Origin of the sequence: Agrococcus casei LMG 22410 (assembly GCF_900163565.1) — a bacterium.
In the GTDB taxonomy this organism is placed as follows: domain Bacteria; phylum Actinomycetota; class Actinomycetes; order Actinomycetales; family Microbacteriaceae; genus Agrococcus; species Agrococcus casei.
In genome coordinates, this window is the sequence record NZ_FUHU01000038.1 from 96058 (window position 1) to 110489 (window position 14432).

The 14432-nt window shown below is 66.6% G+C and carries 13 protein-coding genes; 2 read left to right on the forward strand and 11 right to left on the reverse strand.

Translation table 11 applies throughout. From position 1 onward, the window contains the following. Positions 1 to 14: 14 nt before the first annotated feature. From CZ674_RS09265 to rplU, 5 genes are all read right to left on the reverse strand, one after another. Complete coding sequence (locus CZ674_RS09265; RefSeq protein WP_086992237.1) at positions 15 to 1256, reverse strand: glutamate-5-semialdehyde dehydrogenase; 1242 nt, start codon at positions 1254 to 1256, stop codon at positions 15 to 17. 49 nt (positions 1257 to 1305) lie between these two features. Continuing rightward, positions 1306 to 2088: a glutamate 5-kinase gene (gene proB, locus CZ674_RS09270; protein ID WP_086992238.1), complete on the reverse strand. Its 783-nt coding sequence runs from the start codon at positions 2086 to 2088 to the stop codon at positions 1306 to 1308. Next, complete coding sequence (gene obgE / locus CZ674_RS09275; RefSeq protein ID WP_086992239.1) at positions 2075 to 3601, reverse strand: GTPase ObgE; 1527 nt, start codon at positions 3599 to 3601, stop codon at positions 2075 to 2077. Before obgE ends, proB begins: the two co-directional genes overlap by 14 nt. Before the next feature lie 71 nt (positions 3602 to 3672). Further along, complete coding sequence (gene rpmA / locus CZ674_RS09280; protein ID WP_086992240.1) at positions 3673 to 3933, reverse strand: 50S ribosomal protein L27; 261 nt, start codon at positions 3931 to 3933, stop codon at positions 3673 to 3675. Between the two features lie 15 nt (positions 3934 to 3948). Continuing rightward, positions 3949 to 4257, reverse strand: coding sequence for a 50S ribosomal protein L21 (gene rplU / locus CZ674_RS09285; RefSeq protein ID WP_086992241.1), 309 nt, complete (start codon positions 4255 to 4257; stop codon positions 3949 to 3951). Positions 4258 to 4459: 202 nt separating this feature from the next. On the opposite strand from rplU, the gene CZ674_RS09290 reads away from it, so the two are divergent. Beyond that, positions 4460 to 4732 (forward strand): DUF4031 domain-containing protein, encoded by a 273-nt coding sequence (locus tag CZ674_RS09290; RefSeq protein ID WP_086992242.1) that lies wholly within the window; start codon positions 4460 to 4462, stop codon positions 4730 to 4732. Positions 4733 to 4738: 6 nt separating this feature from the next. Here the strand turns inward: CZ674_RS09290 and CZ674_RS09295 are convergent, their stop codons facing one another. Together CZ674_RS09295 and CZ674_RS09300 are read right to left on the reverse strand one after the other, a co-directional pair. Beyond that, on the reverse strand, positions 4739 to 5431 hold the full coding sequence (locus CZ674_RS09295; RefSeq protein ID WP_234988531.1) for a TVP38/TMEM64 family protein: 693 nt from the start codon (positions 5429 to 5431) through the stop codon (positions 4739 to 4741). A 6-nt stretch (positions 5432 to 5437) separates the two neighbouring features. Beyond that, positions 5438 to 7921 (reverse strand): Rne/Rng family ribonuclease, encoded by a 2484-nt coding sequence (locus CZ674_RS09300; protein WP_086992243.1) that lies wholly within the window; start codon positions 7919 to 7921, stop codon positions 5438 to 5440. Positions 7922 to 8072: 151 nt separating this feature from the next. Here CZ674_RS09300 and CZ674_RS09305 point away from each other — a divergent pair, with 151 nt between their 5' ends. Then, positions 8073 to 8696, forward strand: a complete 624-nt coding sequence (locus CZ674_RS09305) for a vitamin K epoxide reductase family protein (RefSeq protein WP_086992244.1) — start codon at positions 8073 to 8075, stop codon at positions 8694 to 8696. A gap of 75 nt (positions 8697 to 8771) precedes the next feature. Here CZ674_RS09305 and ndk read toward each other — a convergent pair whose 3' ends face one another. Genes ndk through ileS form a run of 4 tightly spaced genes read right to left on the reverse strand, consistent with a single transcriptional unit; the run spans position 8772 to position 14221 of the window. Continuing rightward, entirely contained in the window at positions 8772 to 9188 is a 417-nt protein-coding gene (gene ndk, locus CZ674_RS09310; protein WP_086992245.1) for a nucleoside-diphosphate kinase, read from the reverse strand. 4 nt (positions 9189 to 9192) lie between these two features. After that, a complete protein-coding gene (locus tag CZ674_RS09315) occupies positions 9193 to 9567 on the reverse strand; it encodes a DUF4233 domain-containing protein (RefSeq protein ID WP_143244704.1) in 375 nt (124 codons plus the stop codon). After that, on the reverse strand, positions 9564 to 10964 hold the full coding sequence (locus CZ674_RS09320; RefSeq protein WP_200810078.1) for a bifunctional folylpolyglutamate synthase/dihydrofolate synthase: 1401 nt from the start codon (positions 10962 to 10964) through the stop codon (positions 9564 to 9566). The genes CZ674_RS09315 and CZ674_RS09320 overlap by 4 nt, the downstream gene beginning before the upstream one ends. Then, positions 10961 to 14221 (reverse strand): isoleucine--tRNA ligase, encoded by a 3261-nt coding sequence (gene ileS / locus CZ674_RS09325; protein WP_086992247.1) that lies wholly within the window; start codon positions 14219 to 14221, stop codon positions 10961 to 10963. The genes CZ674_RS09320 and ileS overlap by 4 nt, the downstream gene beginning before the upstream one ends. Positions 14222 to 14432: the final 211 nt, after the last annotated feature.

A 14432-nucleotide genomic window follows, 5' to 3' on the forward strand; every position in this document is an offset into this window, starting at 1 on the left:
CGGCCGAACCAGCGCTAGCTGCGGGTCTGGCCCTCTCCCCTGACGATCCATTTGGTGCTCGTCAGCTCGGGCAGGCCCATGGGGCCGCGCGCGTGCGACTTCTGCGTCGAGATGCCGACTTCGGCCCCGAAGCCGAACTCGCCTCCGTCGGTGAAGCGCGTGGACGCGTTGTGCATCACCACTGCGCTGTCGACTCGCTGCAGAAACCTCGAGACTGCCGCCGCATCCGTCGCGACAATGCTGTCGGTGTGATGCGTTCCGTAGGCGTTGACGTGCTCGATCGCCGCATCGACGCCGTCGACGATGCGAATCGCCGCATCGAGCGCGAGGTGCTCGGTCGCCCAGCCCGTGTCGGCGAGCTCGACGGTGTCGGCGATGCCCCCGCCCTCCGAGTGCACGGTGACAGACGCGTCGCGCAGCGCCTGCACCAGCAGCGGCACCGCTTCGTCGGCGATGGCGCGGTCGACCAGCACGGTCTCGAGCGCATTGCACACGCTCGGCCGGTGCACCTTGGAGTTCACGACGATGTCGCGCGCCATCTCGAGATCGGCGCTGCCGTCGACATAGACATGCACGATTCCCGCACCCGTCTCGATGACAGGAACCGTCGACTCCGTCACCACACGCTCGATCAGCGCAGCGGAGCCGCGGGGAACAAGCAGGTCGACATAGCCGCGAGCCGTCATGAGCCTTCCGGCCCCTTCGCGCCCGAACTCGTCGATGGTCTGCACCGACTTCTCAGGAAGGCCGACACCGACGAGCGCCGACTGCATCACGCGCACCAGCACCCGGTTCGTCGACTCTGCTGCGCTGCCTCCGCGCGTCACGATGGCGTTGCCCGTGCCGATGCAGATGCAGGCGATGTCAACGGTGACGTTGGGCCGGGCCTCGTAGATGGCACCGATCACACCGAACGGAACACGAACCTGGGTCAGCAGCAGGCCGTTGTCGAGCGTGCGCTCCCTGAGCACTTCGCCCACGGGATCCGGAAGCTCGGCCAGCGCACGAGCCGCATCGGCCAGAGCCTGCACTCGCTCTGCGTCGAGATGCAGCCGGTCGAGCAGCCCGGCCGCCATGCCCGAGTCGCGGCCGCGGCGCACGTCGTCGGCATTCGCAGCGACAATCTCATCGCTCGCCGATTCGATCGCGTCGGCGATGGCGCGGATGCCCTGCTTGCGCAGTTCGGACGGCGCAGACCCGAGGTCTGCCGCGGCATCGCGGCTTGCCGAGAGGAGATCGAGGAATGCGTCAGCCATTCCCCAATCCTAGGCTCACCAGCAGTCGGGAGCCAGCGGATGCGCGGGACTAGCGGATGTGCGGCGACGGGTTGGGTGCGAAGCGCGTGCCGACCTGCTCCCCCGCCATGAGCGCGGCGAACTTCGGGGTCGCCGTCACGACGACCTCGACACCGGCTTCGGCAGCGAGTCTCGCCGCCTCGACCTTCGTGCGCGCCCCGCCCGAGCCGATCTTCGACGACGATGCGCCGAACTCGACGCCCGACAGCGACTCGCCGAATCCGACGAACGAGATGGGCTCGCTGCCCGGCTGGTCCGGCGGTGCCGTGCGCAGCGACTCGATGTCGCTCAGCAGGATGAGCTGCTCGGCATTGATGAGACGCGCGACGAGTGCAGCGAGGTGGTCGTTGTCGCCGAAGTGGATCTCCTGTGTCGCGACCGTGTCGTTCTCGTTTACGATCGGCAGCACGTCGAGGTCCATGAGCATGTCGAGCGCCCGCTGCGCGTTCTTGCGACTCACGGGGTCATCCATGTCGTACGACGTCAGGAGCACCTGGCCGGCGGTGATGCCGTGGGCATCGAGCGCCTGCTGATAGCGCACGATGAGCGCGTGCTGGCCCACCGCCGCCACCGCCTGCTGCAGCGCGAGGTCTGACGGACGCTCGCCGAGACCGAGAAACGGAAGACCAGTCGCGATCGCACCCGAGGTGACGAGCACGACCTGCACATCGCGGTGAAGCTGTGACAGCACGTCGACAAGCGGCTTGATCTGCTTGCTGTTGTCGCCCGAGATCGAGCTCGAGCCGACCTTGACTACGACGCGTCGTGCGCGCTGCCCGTCACTCTTCACCATTGCGAATCTCGAACCCTTCGTCATCGGTCCATTTGCCGAGCTCTCGCTCTTCGAGCAGCTCGTCGCGTGCTGCGGCCTTGGCGTCCATACGCGCGTGGTACTGGCGCTTGCGCTCGGCGCGAGTGGCGCGGTCGGCCTCATCGAAGCGCGGATCTGTTCCGCGGTTGCCGACCTGCACCTCAGCGGCGCTCGTCATGGTGGGCTCCCAGTCGAACACGCGACCGCTCTGCCCGATCGTGACCGAGGCGCCTGCCTTCGCGCCCTTGGCGATGAGCGCCTCGTCGATGCCCAGCTTCTGCAGGCGGTCGGCGAAGTAGCCGACGGCTTCGTCGTTGCTGAAGTCGGTCTGCTGCAGCCACCGCTCGGGCTTTGCTCCGAGGATGCGATAGGTGTCGCCGTAGCTGCCGCCCTCGACCTTGACCTCGAACTCACGACGGTCGACCGAGCGCGGCTTGATGACGATGCGCTCGGGGGCCGGTTCGGACTCGCGGGCCGCGCGGTCGCGCTCGACCACCTCGGCCAGCGCGAAGTTCAGCTGTCGGAGCCCCTCGTGACTGACTGTCGAGATCAGGAAGACGCGGTAGCCCATCTCTTCGAGGTCTGGCTTCACGAACTCAGCCAGCTCGCGGGCCTCTGGCACGTCGATCTTGTTGAGCGCGACGATCTGCTGGCGCTCGAGCAGCGGTGTCTGGCCTGCGGGAACGGGATACGCCGCAAGCTCGGACTTGAGCCGCTCGAGGTCGGTCAGCGGGTCGCGAGCCGTCTCGAGGGTCGCGCAGTCGATCACATGCAGCAGAGCGCTGCTGCGCTCGATGTGGCGCAGGAACTCGAGGCCGAGGCCACGGCCTTCGGATGCGCCTTCGATGAGCCCGGGAACGTCGGCGATCGTGTAGCGCGACTGGCCGGACGCGACGACACCGAGATTCGGGTGCAGGGTCGTGAACGGGTAGTCGGCGATCTTCGGGCGAGCAGCCGACATCGCGGCGATCAGACTCGACTTGCCGGCGCTCGGGTACCCCACGAGTGCGACGTCGGCCACTGTCTTGAGCTCGAGCCGCACATCGCCGGACCAGCCTTCGGTTCCGAGCAGCGCGAAGCCGGGAGCCTTGCGCTTGGTGCTGGCGAGGCGTGCGTTGCCGAAGCCACCCATGCCGCCCTCCGCGATCACGTAGCGCATGCCCTCGTGCTCGAAGTCGACGATGACCTCGCCGTCGGCTGACGACACGACGGTTCCGACCGGCACCAGCAGCTCGAGGTCTTCTCCGCGGGCTCCGTTGCGGTGGTCGCCCATGCCTGCGCGACCCTTGTCGGAGCTGCGGTGCGGTGAGCGGTGGTAGTTCAGCAGCGTGGTCGCCTGCGTCGAGGCGACCAGGATGATGTCGCCGCCGTCGCCGCCGTCGCCGCCGTCTGGCCCCGCCAGCGGCTTGAACTTCTCGCGACGAACCGAGACGCACCCGTCGCCGCCGTCGCCCGCCTGCAGGTGCAGCGTGACCTGATCAACGAACGTTGCCATGGTGTCTCCCGGTTTCTGTCTCAGATAGGCGAAAAGGGGCGAGCCGAAGCCCGCCCCTCTCGCATGCTCAATTATTCAGCAGCGGCTGCAACGATGTTGACAACCTTGCGACCGCTCTTCGCACCGAACTCGACCGAGCCGGCCTGAAGCGCGAACAGTGTGTCGTCTTTGCCACGACCGACGCCTGCGCCGGGGTGGAACTTCGTGCCACGCTGGCGGACGAGGATCTCGCCAGCCTTGACTACCTGGCCGCCGAAACGCTTGACGCCGAGGTACTGGGCGTTCGAGTCGCGACCGTTCTTGGTGCTGGATGCACCCTTCTTTGATGCCATTGTTCTTGTCGCCTCCTACTTGATCTCGGTGACCTTGAGGCGCGTGAGCTCCTGGCGGTGTCCGATGCGCTTGCGGTATCCGGTCTTGTTCTTGTACTTCTGGATCACGATCTTGGGACCGCGAAGGTCTTCGACGAACTCAGCCGTGACCTTGACCTTCGAGAGCTTGTCGGCCTCGGTGGTGATGGTGTCGCCGTCGACGAGCATGACGGGAGCAAGCTCAACCGTGCCCTTGTCGTCTGCGGCAACGCGGTCGACGATGAGGACAGTGCCGACCTCGACCTTTTCCTGACGCCCTCCGGCGCGCACAACTGCGTAAACCACGTGAATCCTCACTACTGAAATTGAGATGAAAGCTGATGGGCGCATGCCTACGACATTCCGCGCCAGGGATCAACACTACAGCCAGCCCCTATTGCCGGTCAAGCCGACAGCCGGGCGTGTCACTGCCTGCACCGCATCCACTCTACAGGCGCCGCATCCTCTCTGCGACATGCAGACGAGGCGGCGAACTAGGATTGCCCCCATGGCCATCCTCGTCGACGACCCGCTCTGGGCCAATCACGGCACGCTCTGGGCGCACCTGGTCAGTGACACCGACCTCGACGAGCTGCACGCGTTCGCGGCTCAGGCGGGCATCCCCCGCCGTGCATTCGACGCCGACCACTACGACGTGCCCATCGACCGCATCGACGCGCTCGTGAGCCTCGGAGCCGAACGTGTGTCGTCGCGCGATCTGGTGCGACGGCTGCTCGCCAGCGGCCTGCGCGTGCGGCCGAAAGACCGCCACCGCCGCTGACAGGGATCAGCTGGGGTCGTCAGCCTGCTTGCGCGCCTTGCGCCACTCTCGGTACGCCCAGATGGTCATCGCTATGACGACCGCCCATGCGACCCCGATGACGACGCCGTTCGCGACCGTGGCATTCGCCACGAAGGCGCCGATTGCCACGAGCGAGACCTGGCCCGGGATCGTCGCAAGCGCACTGGCCGCCAGGAAGTCTCGCTGCGAGACGCCGAATGCTCCGCTGCCGTAGTTGACGGGCCAGTACGGAAAGCCTGGCATCAGCCGCAGCACGCACACGGCCTGGAAGCCGGCGTCCTGCAGGTGATGCTGCACCTTGGAGGCATGGCTGCCGAGGATCTTCATCACGGTGTCGCGGCCGAGCATCCGAGCCAGCCAGTACGCCGCCCAGCTGCCGAGCAGCGCGCCGATGACCGACAGGATGCTGCCATTGCCTGCCCCGAAGAGCAGGCCGCCGGCGACAGCCATGATCGTGACCGGAATCGGCGTCATCGCGACGACCGCGTACAGGCCGATGAACGCGAGTCCGCCAGCCCAGCCGAGGTCGAGAATCCACTCCTGCAGCGTCGAGATCGACGGCAGCCGAACGTTGAAGGCAAGCCACAGCATGACCAGCGCGACAGTAATGAGAGCGCCGGTTCGCACCAGCGACTCCCACTGCGGACCCGCGTGATGACCGTCGCGAGCCTCTGTCATGCTCGTCTACTCAGCGTCGTTCGTGCGAATGACACCGCTCGAAGCACGGCGCGAACGACGTGCGACACGACCGGTTCCGGGCTCGGGCTGCTGCAGCTTGTCGAGAGCGCCCGACAGGAGTCCGTCGATGTCTTCGAGGCTCTTCTGCGGCTCGCGCTCGGGCTTCTGAGCCGAGGCAACGGGAATGTCGAGAATGCGCACGTCGTCTGCACTTTCAGAGCCGCTCTTTGCAGCCGGCTCTGACTGCTGAGCATTCGGTTCGCTGTCTGCGGCCGGTGCGGCGACAACACCCGACGTGGATGCGCGACGCGACGAGCTGCGGCGGCCGCGGGACTCGCGTGCTGCGGGCTGCTCTTTCTGCTGACGCTCACGACCGTTCGACTGCTCGCTCTTGGCGGGCTGCTTCGGGGCCTCGTCTGCTGAGGCGTCGCTCTCGGAGCCGTCGCCGTCTTCGGGCTTGCGGCCCGCGCTGGCGATCTGCGAGAGGCCCTTGCGAGCGTCATCGGTGATCTCGTGCTTGGGCGTCGGCGCGCTCTGCTTCTGCTCCTGCTGGTCTCGACGACCGCCGCGACCGCGCTTGCTGCGACCGCCGTCAGACTTCGAGCCCTTGCCGATCGGCTCTGCGTGCACGATGATGCCGCGTGTGGCACAGGCCTCACAGGGCTCTGAGTACGCTTCGAGCAGGCCGAGGCCGAGCTTCTTGCGAGTCATCTGCACGAGGCCGAGCGAGGTGACCTCTGCGACCTGGTGCTTCGTGCGGTCGCGGCCGAGGCACTCGACGAGACGACGCAGCACGAGGTCGCGGTTCGACTCGAGCACCATGTCGATGAAGTCGATCACGATGATGCCGCCGATGTCGCGCAGGCGCAGCTGGCGCACGATCTCTTCTGCAGCCTCGAGGTTGTTCTTCGTGACGGTCTCTTCGAGGTTTCCGCCCTGGCCGACGAATCGACCGGTGTTGACGTCGACGACGGTCATCGCCTCGGTGCGGTCGATGACGAGCGAGCCGCCCGACGGCAGCCAGACCTTGCGGTCGAGCGCCTTCTGGATCTGCTCCTTGATGCGGAAGTGGTCGAACGGGTCGTCGGTGCCCTCGTAGGCCTCGACACGCTCGAGCAGCTCGGGCGCGATCGCCTCGAGGTACTCGGTGATCGTCGTGTGCGCGTGAGCGCCCTGAATCACGAGCTTCGTGAAGTCTTCATTGAAGACGTCGCGGATGATCTTCACGAGCAGATCGGGCTCTCCGTGCAGGCGCTGCGGCGACTTGCCCGACTTGGCCTGCTCCTGGATGCGCGTCCACTGCTTGGTGAGGCGCTCGACGTCGCGACGCAGCTGGTCTTCTGTTGCGCCCTCGGCGGCGGTGCGCACGATGACGCCCACATCCTGCGGGAGCACCTGCTTGAGGATCTTCTTGAGGCGTGCGCGCTCGGTGTCGGGCAGCTTGCGCGAGATGCCGTTCATGGCACCGCCGGGAACCGACACGAGGTAGCGGCCGGGAAGCGAGACCTGGCTCGTCAGTCGGGCGCCCTTGTGGCCCACCGGGTCTTTCGTGACCTGCACGAGCACGGTGTCGCCGGGCTTCAGCGCGTTCTCGATGCGACGCGGCTGGCCGTCGAGCTCGGCGGCTGCCCAGTCGACCTCGCCCGAGTAGAGCACGGCGTTGCGGCCGCGGCCGATGTCGACGAACGCGGCCTCCATGCTCGGAAGCACGTTCTGCACACGACCGAGGAACACGTCGCCGATCATGCTCGACTCGCTCGACTTCGCGACGTAGTGCTCGACGAGCACGCCGTCTTCGAGCACGCCGAGCTGCACGCGGTCGTGCATGCTGCGAACGATCATGCTGCGCTCGACCGACTCGCGGCGTGCGAGGAACTCGCTCTCGGTCACGACGGTGCGGCGGCGTCCTGCGTCACGGCCGTCGCGACGGCGCTGGCGCTTTGCCTCGAGGCGAGTCGAGCCCTGGACCTTCTGGGGCTCGATGATCGGCTCGCGATCGTCATCTGACTGGCCGCGCCCGCGGCGGGTGCGCGAGCGTCCTCGACGCGACTTGCGGCCACCCCGGTGGTCGCGGTCGTCATCATCGTCATCGTCATCGTCATCGCTGTAGCTGTCGACCGCAGGCAGCGGCGGAAGCGAAGCGAGATCCGGGGCCTTGAACACGAGCGCGAACGGGCTCACCGGTGCGGCGGGCTCTTCTGGCGCCGACTCGGCGACCACAGCCGCCGCATCCGTCTCGTCTGAAGACTCTGAAGACTCTGCCGACTCGGCTGCCTCTGAGGGCCCTGCTGCATCGGTCGATGCCGCTTCAGCCGCAGGCTGCTCGTCGCTGCCGGGCACGGTCGGAACATCTTCAGCGACGATTGGCTCGACAGTCTGAGACTCGGCTTCGGCGGCCTCGGGGGCCTGCTCTTCAGCGATCTCAGCCTGCTGGTCTGCCAGCTCGGCTGCTGCTTTGTTCGACTTCTTTGTGATCCTGTTTTTCACCATTCCTGGCGTACTCCTCAAGGGCCGCGTCTCGCGGCTGCTGTCTGGTGACCCGCGCAGGTTCGCTGCGGGTGCTAAAACTTCTGGGGGACTCTTCGCAGTCCGACCAGTCCACACTACCGCAGGCTGGTTGAATGGATGTGTAGGAGGAGCCATGACCAAACCCGCTTCTGAAGAACGCGCGCTCATCGGCGCCCCCAACTGGCTCGCGTGGTTGCTGATCGTGACGGGCGCTCTCGGGCTTCTGGGCTCGTTCCAGCTCGCCGCCGAGGGGTTCGAGGTGCTCAAGAATCCCGATCACGAACTCGCCTGCGACATCAGCCCGTTCCTGACGTGTTCGACGACGATGAATGCGTGGCAGGGCGAGGTCTTCGGATTTCCGAACTCGCTCATCGGCCTGATGGGATTCGTCGCCCCCATCGCGGTCGGCGTCTCGCTGCTGGCCGGCGCGAAGTTCGCCCGGTGGTTCTGGGCCGCGTTCACGGTCGGCGTCATCGGCGCTCTCGGCTTCGTGCTCTGGCTCGCCTGGAACTCGATCTTCTTCCTCGGCGTCGTGTGCCCCTGGTGCTTCCTCGTGTGGGTCGTCGTCTACACGATGGTCTTCCCGCTGCTGACCCACTCGGTCGCAGAAGGCGCGATTCCGCTCGGCAGCCGCGTGTCGGCCTTCGCGAAGAAGAACCGCGCCCTCTCGTGGCTGCTGTCGCTCGCGCTGCTGATCGCCGTGGTGCTGACGGTGGCCGTGCGCCTGCCCAACCTGATCAGGCTGATGTTCATCTGACGCAACAGTGTTCATCTGATGCAACAGTGAAGGGCCCGCATCGCACAAGCGACGCGGGCCCTGCTCAAAGCAGAATCAGCTGAACCAGATGCCGAGCTCTCGCTCTGCCGACAGCGACGAGTCTGAGCCGTGCACGAGGTTCTCGACGACCTTCTTGCCCCAGTCGCGACCGAGGTCACCGCGGATGGTTCCGGGAGCAGCGACCGTGGGGTCGGTGGTGCCGGCCAGCGAACGGAAGCCCTCGATGACGCGGTGGCCCGAGACCTTCAGCGCGACGACGGGGCCAGACGACATGAACTCGAGGAGCGGCTCGTAGAAGGGCTTGCCTTCGTGCTCTTCGTAGTGGGCGGCGAGCGTGTCACGCTCGGGCACGAGCATGTCGATGTCTTCGATGACGTAGCCCTTCGCCTCGATGCGGGCGATGATCTCGCCGATGAGCTGTCGCTTCACGGCGTCGGGCTTGAGCAGTACGAGGGTGTTCTCCATGTGCAGAATCCTACCCGGCTCTCTGCTGTCGTTCGATCTGTCGCCCCTTGATGAAGCAGAACACCCACATGGCGAAGAAGATGAGCCCCACGACGATCAGCATGAAGTCCATGAAGCCGAGCGACAGCACCAGCGCCTGCGAGACGAGCGATGCCGCCCAGCCCCACGAGAATCGAAGCAGTCGCGTGACGACGACCAGGACCATCATCACTCCGAAGACCGTGAGCGGCTGCGGCCAGTCGCGCGACACACCCCACATCGCCATGGCGGCGAACACCAGCGCGAGCACTTCGAGCCAGTGCACGATCGTCAGCAGCTGCTCGAGCACGCCCCGCTTGCGACGCGGCGCCTTCGCGGCTGCGGCATTCTTCTCGTCGGCACTCATCGGCGAATCCACATCTCTTCCTTTGCGTGGCGGATCACGGAGCCCAGCAGCGTGATCGACCCGGTGACGAGCACGGGCTGGTCCTTGTCGGATGCGCGCTCGCGTGCGATCTCGACAGCCTCAAGCAGGTGCGGCTCGACGATGACCGCCTCGTCGCCCAGCACGTCTGTGGCGATCGCTGCGAGCTCATCGGCGGGCATGGCGCGCTCGGTGTCTGACTCTGTGACAACCACCGTGTCGACGAGCCCCTGCAGCTGCTCGATCACGCCGCGTGCGTCCTTGCCCTGCAGCAGGCCGAGCACGATCTGCACGCCCTCGGGCTGGAACCATTCGCGGATGCCCTCGGCAAGCGCATGCGCTGCATGCGGGTTGTGCGCGGCATCGACGATGACGACGGGGTCGTTGCCGATGACTTCGAGTCTTCCGGGGGAGGTCGCCAGTGCAAAGCCGTCGGCGAGCACGTCAGCCGCGATCCCCTGGTCGTCGGAGCCCAGCAGCGCTTCGACCGCGGCGACCGCGAGCGCGGCGTTGTTCGCCTGGTGTCTGCCCATGAGCGGCAGCGGTGTCGGATCCTTGTGGCCTGCGGCAGTGCTGAGGGTGACCATGAGGCCGCCGACAGCGACCATTGCGTCGTCGACTCTGAAGGATTCGCCCTCCCACTGCACCGGGCATCCGAGTTCGACTGCCGCCGACTGGATGACGTGTCTGGCCTCGTCGGACTGCTCGGCGCTCACGACGCGCGAGCCTGTCTTGATGATGCCGGCCTTCTCGCCTGCGATCGCCTCGATCGTGGCGCCGAGCCTGTTCGTGTGGTCGAGCGCGATCGGCGTGAACACGGCGACGTCGGCGTCGGCGACGTTCGTCGAGTCCCAGCGGCCGCCCATGCCGACTTCGAGCACCTGCACGTCGACGGGCGCGTCGGCGAAGATCGCGAATGCGAGCACGGTGATCGCCTCGAAGAACGTGAGCCGTCGCTGCCCGTCGGCCTCGAGCTCGGCGTCGACCAGCTCGAGGAACGGGCTGACGTCGGCCCAGTTGCGCGCGAACGCCTCGTCGCTGACGGGCTCGCCGTCGATCATGATGCGCTCGTTGACGCGGTCGACGTGGGGGCTCGTGAGCAGGCCCGTGCGCAGGCCGTGCGAGCGCAGCAGCGTCTCGATCAGGCGTGCGGTCGACCCCTTGCCGTTGGTGCCAGTCACGTGGATGACGCGCGCCGCGTGCTGCGGATCGCCCAGCAGCTCGACTGCTCGTGCTGTGGCGGCAAGCCTCGGCTCGACCGCCTGCTCTCCTGCGCGCTCCAACAGCTGCTGGTACGCGGCCTCTGCGGCCTCGCGGTCCTCGAGCGTGTCGAGGATGGCCTCGTCGACGGGCTGATCGCCCGGGGTCACGTCGGTCATGCCTTCTCCACTTCGATCGTGAGCTCGCCACCGGAGACGATGGAGATGCTGGTCGCCAGGGTCTCTTCTGCGATGAGCGACTCGTTTGCCTGCAGCTCTTCTGCGTTGGGTGCGGCCAGGCGCAGCGAGATGCGGTCTGAGACGTCGAGGCCCGCCTGCTTGCGCGCGTCCTGCACGGCGCGGATCACATCGCGGGCCGCGCCCTCTGCCTCGAGCTCGGCGGTGGTCGTCGTGTCGAGCACGACGAATCCGCCGGAGGGGATGAATCCGACAGCGGCCTGGTCGTCCTGCACCTCGAGCTTCAGCTCGTACTCGCCCTCGACGAGCTCGATCCCGCCTGACACGACGGTGTCGCCGTCGATCGACCAGTCGCCGGTCTTCGATCCCTTGATCGCCTGCTGCACGTCCTTGCCGATGCGCGGGCCGGCTGCTCGGGCGTTGACCTGCAGCGTGCGGCCGATGCCGAACTGCGCCAGCGAGTCCTCGTGCTGCTGCTCGAGCACGACCTCGCGCACGTTCAGCTCGTCGCGGATCACCGAGGCGAAGTCTGCCGCGTCGATGTCACTGACGACCGTGAGCGACGGCAGCGGCAGGCGCACGCGCTTCTGCGTGGTCTTGCGCAGCGCGTTGCCGGCGCTGGCGACCTGGCGCACGTGGTCCATGGTCTGCACGAGCGCCGGGTTGTCGGGCAGCTCTGCGGCCTCCGGCCAGTCGGTCAGATGCACCGATCGGCCGCCGGTGAGCCCCTGCCAGATCTCTTCGGTCGTCAGCGGTGCGATGGGGGCCGCGATCTGTGTGAGCGTCTCGAGCACGGTGTACAGCGTGTCGAAGGCCTCGGTCGATGCGGGGTCTTCGTTCACGCCAGTCCAGAACCGGTCGCGCGAGCGGCGCACGTACCAGTTCGTCAGCACGTCGACGAAGTCGCGGAGGGCACCGGTCGCACCAGTCATCTCGAGGGCGTCGAGCGACGCGCGCACGGTCTCGACCGTCTCGCGCAGCTTCGCCAGGATGTACCGGTCGAGCACGTTCTTCGAGTCGGTGCGGCGCTTGGCCTCATAGGGCTTGCCGTCGACCGCCCTGTTGGCGTAGGTCGAGAAGAAGTACCAGGTCGACCACAGCGGCAGGTGGAACTGCCGCAGCGCCTCTCTGATGCCTGCCTCTGAGACCGACAGGTTGCCGCCGCGCAGGATGCTGCTCGAGACGAGCATCCAGCGGATGGCGTCTGAGCCGTACTTGTCGAACGACTCGTTGACGTCTGGGTAGTTGCGCAGCTTCTTCGACGCCTTCTGGCCGTCGGAGCCCAGCACGATGCCGTGCGCGATCACGTTCGTGAATGCGGGGCGCCCGAACAGCGCGACCGAGAGCACATGCATGACGTAGAACCAGCCGCGCGTCTGGCCGATGTACTCGACGATGAAGTCAGCGGGGCTGTGCGTGTCGAACCACTCGGCGTTCTCGAACGGGTAGTGCACCTGCGCGAACGGCATCGAGCCCGAGTCGAACCAGACGTCGAGCACGTCTTCGATGCGGCGCATGGTCGACTGGCCGGTGGGGTCGTCGGGGTTCGGACGCGTCAGGTCGTCGATGTACGGGCGGTGCAGGTTCGGCTTGCCCTCCTCGTCAAGCGGCAGGCGGCCGAAGTCGCGCTCGAGCTCTTCGAATGATCCGTAGACGTCGACGCGCGGGTACTCGTCGCTGTCGCTCTTCCAGACCGGGATCGGCGTGCCGAAGTAGCGGTTGCGCGAGATCGACCAGTCGCGAGCGCCCTCGAGCCACTTGCCGAACTGGCCGTGCTTGACGTTCTCGGGCACCCAGTTGATCTGCTCGTTGGCCTGCAGCAGGTCGTCTTTGAAGTCGGTGACGCGCACGAACCAGCTCGAGACCGCCTTGTAGATCAGCGGGTTGCCACAGCGCCAGCAGTGCGGGTACGAGTGCACGTACGAAGCCTGGCGCACGACGCGGCCTGCGTCCTTCAGCAGGCGCGTGAGGGGCTTGTTGGCGTCCTGCCAGAGCTGCCCGGCGACATCGCTCACCTCGGGCAGGAACAGCCCGGCCGAGTCGAGCGACACGATCGTCGGGATGCCCGCCGCGTTCGAGACGCGCTGGTCGTCTTCACCGAATGCGGGCGCCTGGTGCACGAGGCCGGTGCCCTCCCCCGTTGCGACGTAGTCGTCGACGAGGATCCTGAAGGCGCTGCCGGTGCCGAACTGCTCGGCGTCTGTGTAGTAGTCGAACAGCGGCTCGTACTCGACGTCTGCCAGCTCAGAGCCCATGACGGTCTTCGTTACTGCTGCGCGGGCGTCCTCCTCCGACTCGTAGCCGAGGTCCTTCGCGTAGGCGCCGATGGTGTCGGATGCGAGCAGCACGGCGGTCGCGCCGGCTTCGGTTCCGTTCGGGCCGACGGGAAGCACGGCGTACTCGATGGCGGGCCCGACGGCGATCGAGAGGTTGGTCGGCAGCGTCCATGGAGTCGTCGTCCAGGCGAGCGCTGCGACGCCCGACAGTGCCAGCGCATCCGCCCTCTCGCCGCGCAGCGGGAAGGTGACCGTGAGGGTCTGATCCTGGCGGTCCTTGTAGACGTCGTCGTCCATGCGCAGCTCGTGGTTCGACAGCGGCGTCTCGTCGCGCCAGCAGTACGGCAGCACGCGGTAGCCCTCGAATGCGAGGCCCTTGTCGTGCAGCGTCTTGAACGCCCAGATCGCCGACTCCATGAACTCGGGGTTCAGGGTCTTGTAGTCGTTCTCGAAGTCGACCCAGCGCGCCTGGCGGGTGACGTACTCTTCCCACTCGCGCGTGTACTGCAGCACGGACTCCTTGGCCTTCGCGTTGAAGGTGTCGATGCCCATCTGCTCGATCTCGCGCGTGGTCGTGATGCCGAGCTGCTTCATGGTCTCGAGCTCAGCCGGCAGGCCGTGGGTGTCCCAGCCGAAGCGGCGCTCGACCTTCTTGCCGCGCATGGTCTGGAATCGCGGGAAGACGTCTTTGACGTAGCCGGTCAGCAGGTGGCCGAAGTGCGGCAGGCCGTTTGCGAACGGCGGGCCGTCGTAGAAGACCCACTCGGGTGCCTCGTCACGCTGTGCAATCGATGCGCGGAAGGTGTCGTCGCCCTTCCAGAACGCGAGGATGCCCTCTTCGATCTGGGGGAACGAGGGCGATGCCGGCGTCTGCTCGTCGCGGTTCTTGGGGTACAACTGGCTTCCTTTGCTCGCAGTGCGTGTCTCGGGACGCTTTCGCGCGGTACCACCCGAATTGCGCATCTGCTCGATGCGCCGCTCTCACTGCGGCTGTGACGGGCCTGCCCCGTTCGGTTCTACTGGGCCCGCGATCACTCGCAGGCTGTTCTTCCGAATGCTCCCCGGTGATGGCCGGATCAATGCCTTGCTGCCAATGGTACCAACGCATCGCGCGCGACACGACCCGCGGCGACGGCGCTCACAGGCGGCGCATTCCACCGGCCGCTACTCTGTC

Coding starts and splice junctions, on each gene's coding strand:
- CZ674_RS09265 (WP_086992237.1), bottom strand. CDS start 1,256: ATGGCTGACGCATTCCTCGATCTCCTCTCGGCAAGCCGCGATGCCGCG.
- CZ674_RS09290 (WP_086992242.1), top strand. CDS start 4,460: ATGGCCATCCTCGTCGACGACCCGCTCTGGGCCAATCACGGCACGCTC.
- obgE (WP_086992239.1), bottom strand. CDS start 3,601: ATGGCAACGTTCGTTGATCAGGTCACGCTGCACCTGCAGGCGGGCGAC.
- CZ674_RS09305 (WP_086992244.1), top strand. CDS start 8,073: ATGACCAAACCCGCTTCTGAAGAACGCGCGCTCATCGGCGCCCCCAAC.
- CZ674_RS09300 (WP_086992243.1), bottom strand. CDS start 7,921: ATGGTGAAAAACAGGATCACAAAGAAGTCGAACAAAGCAGCAGCCGAG.
- proB (WP_086992238.1), bottom strand. CDS start 2,088: ATGGTGAAGAGTGACGGGCAGCGCGCACGACGCGTCGTAGTCAAGGTC.
- CZ674_RS09315 (WP_143244704.1), bottom strand. CDS start 9,567: ATGAGTGCCGACGAGAAGAATGCCGCAGCCGCGAAGGCGCCGCGTCGC.
- ileS (WP_086992247.1), bottom strand. CDS start 14,221: ATGCGCAATTCGGGTGGTACCGCGCGAAAGCGTCCCGAGACACGCACT.
- rpmA (WP_086992240.1), bottom strand. CDS start 3,933: ATGGCATCAAAGAAGGGTGCATCCAGCACCAAGAACGGTCGCGACTCG.
- CZ674_RS09320 (WP_200810078.1), bottom strand. CDS start 10,964: ATGACCGACGTGACCCCGGGCGATCAGCCCGTCGACGAGGCCATCCTC.
- CZ674_RS09295 (WP_234988531.1), bottom strand. CDS start 5,431: ATGACAGAGGCTCGCGACGGTCATCACGCGGGTCCGCAGTGGGAGTCG.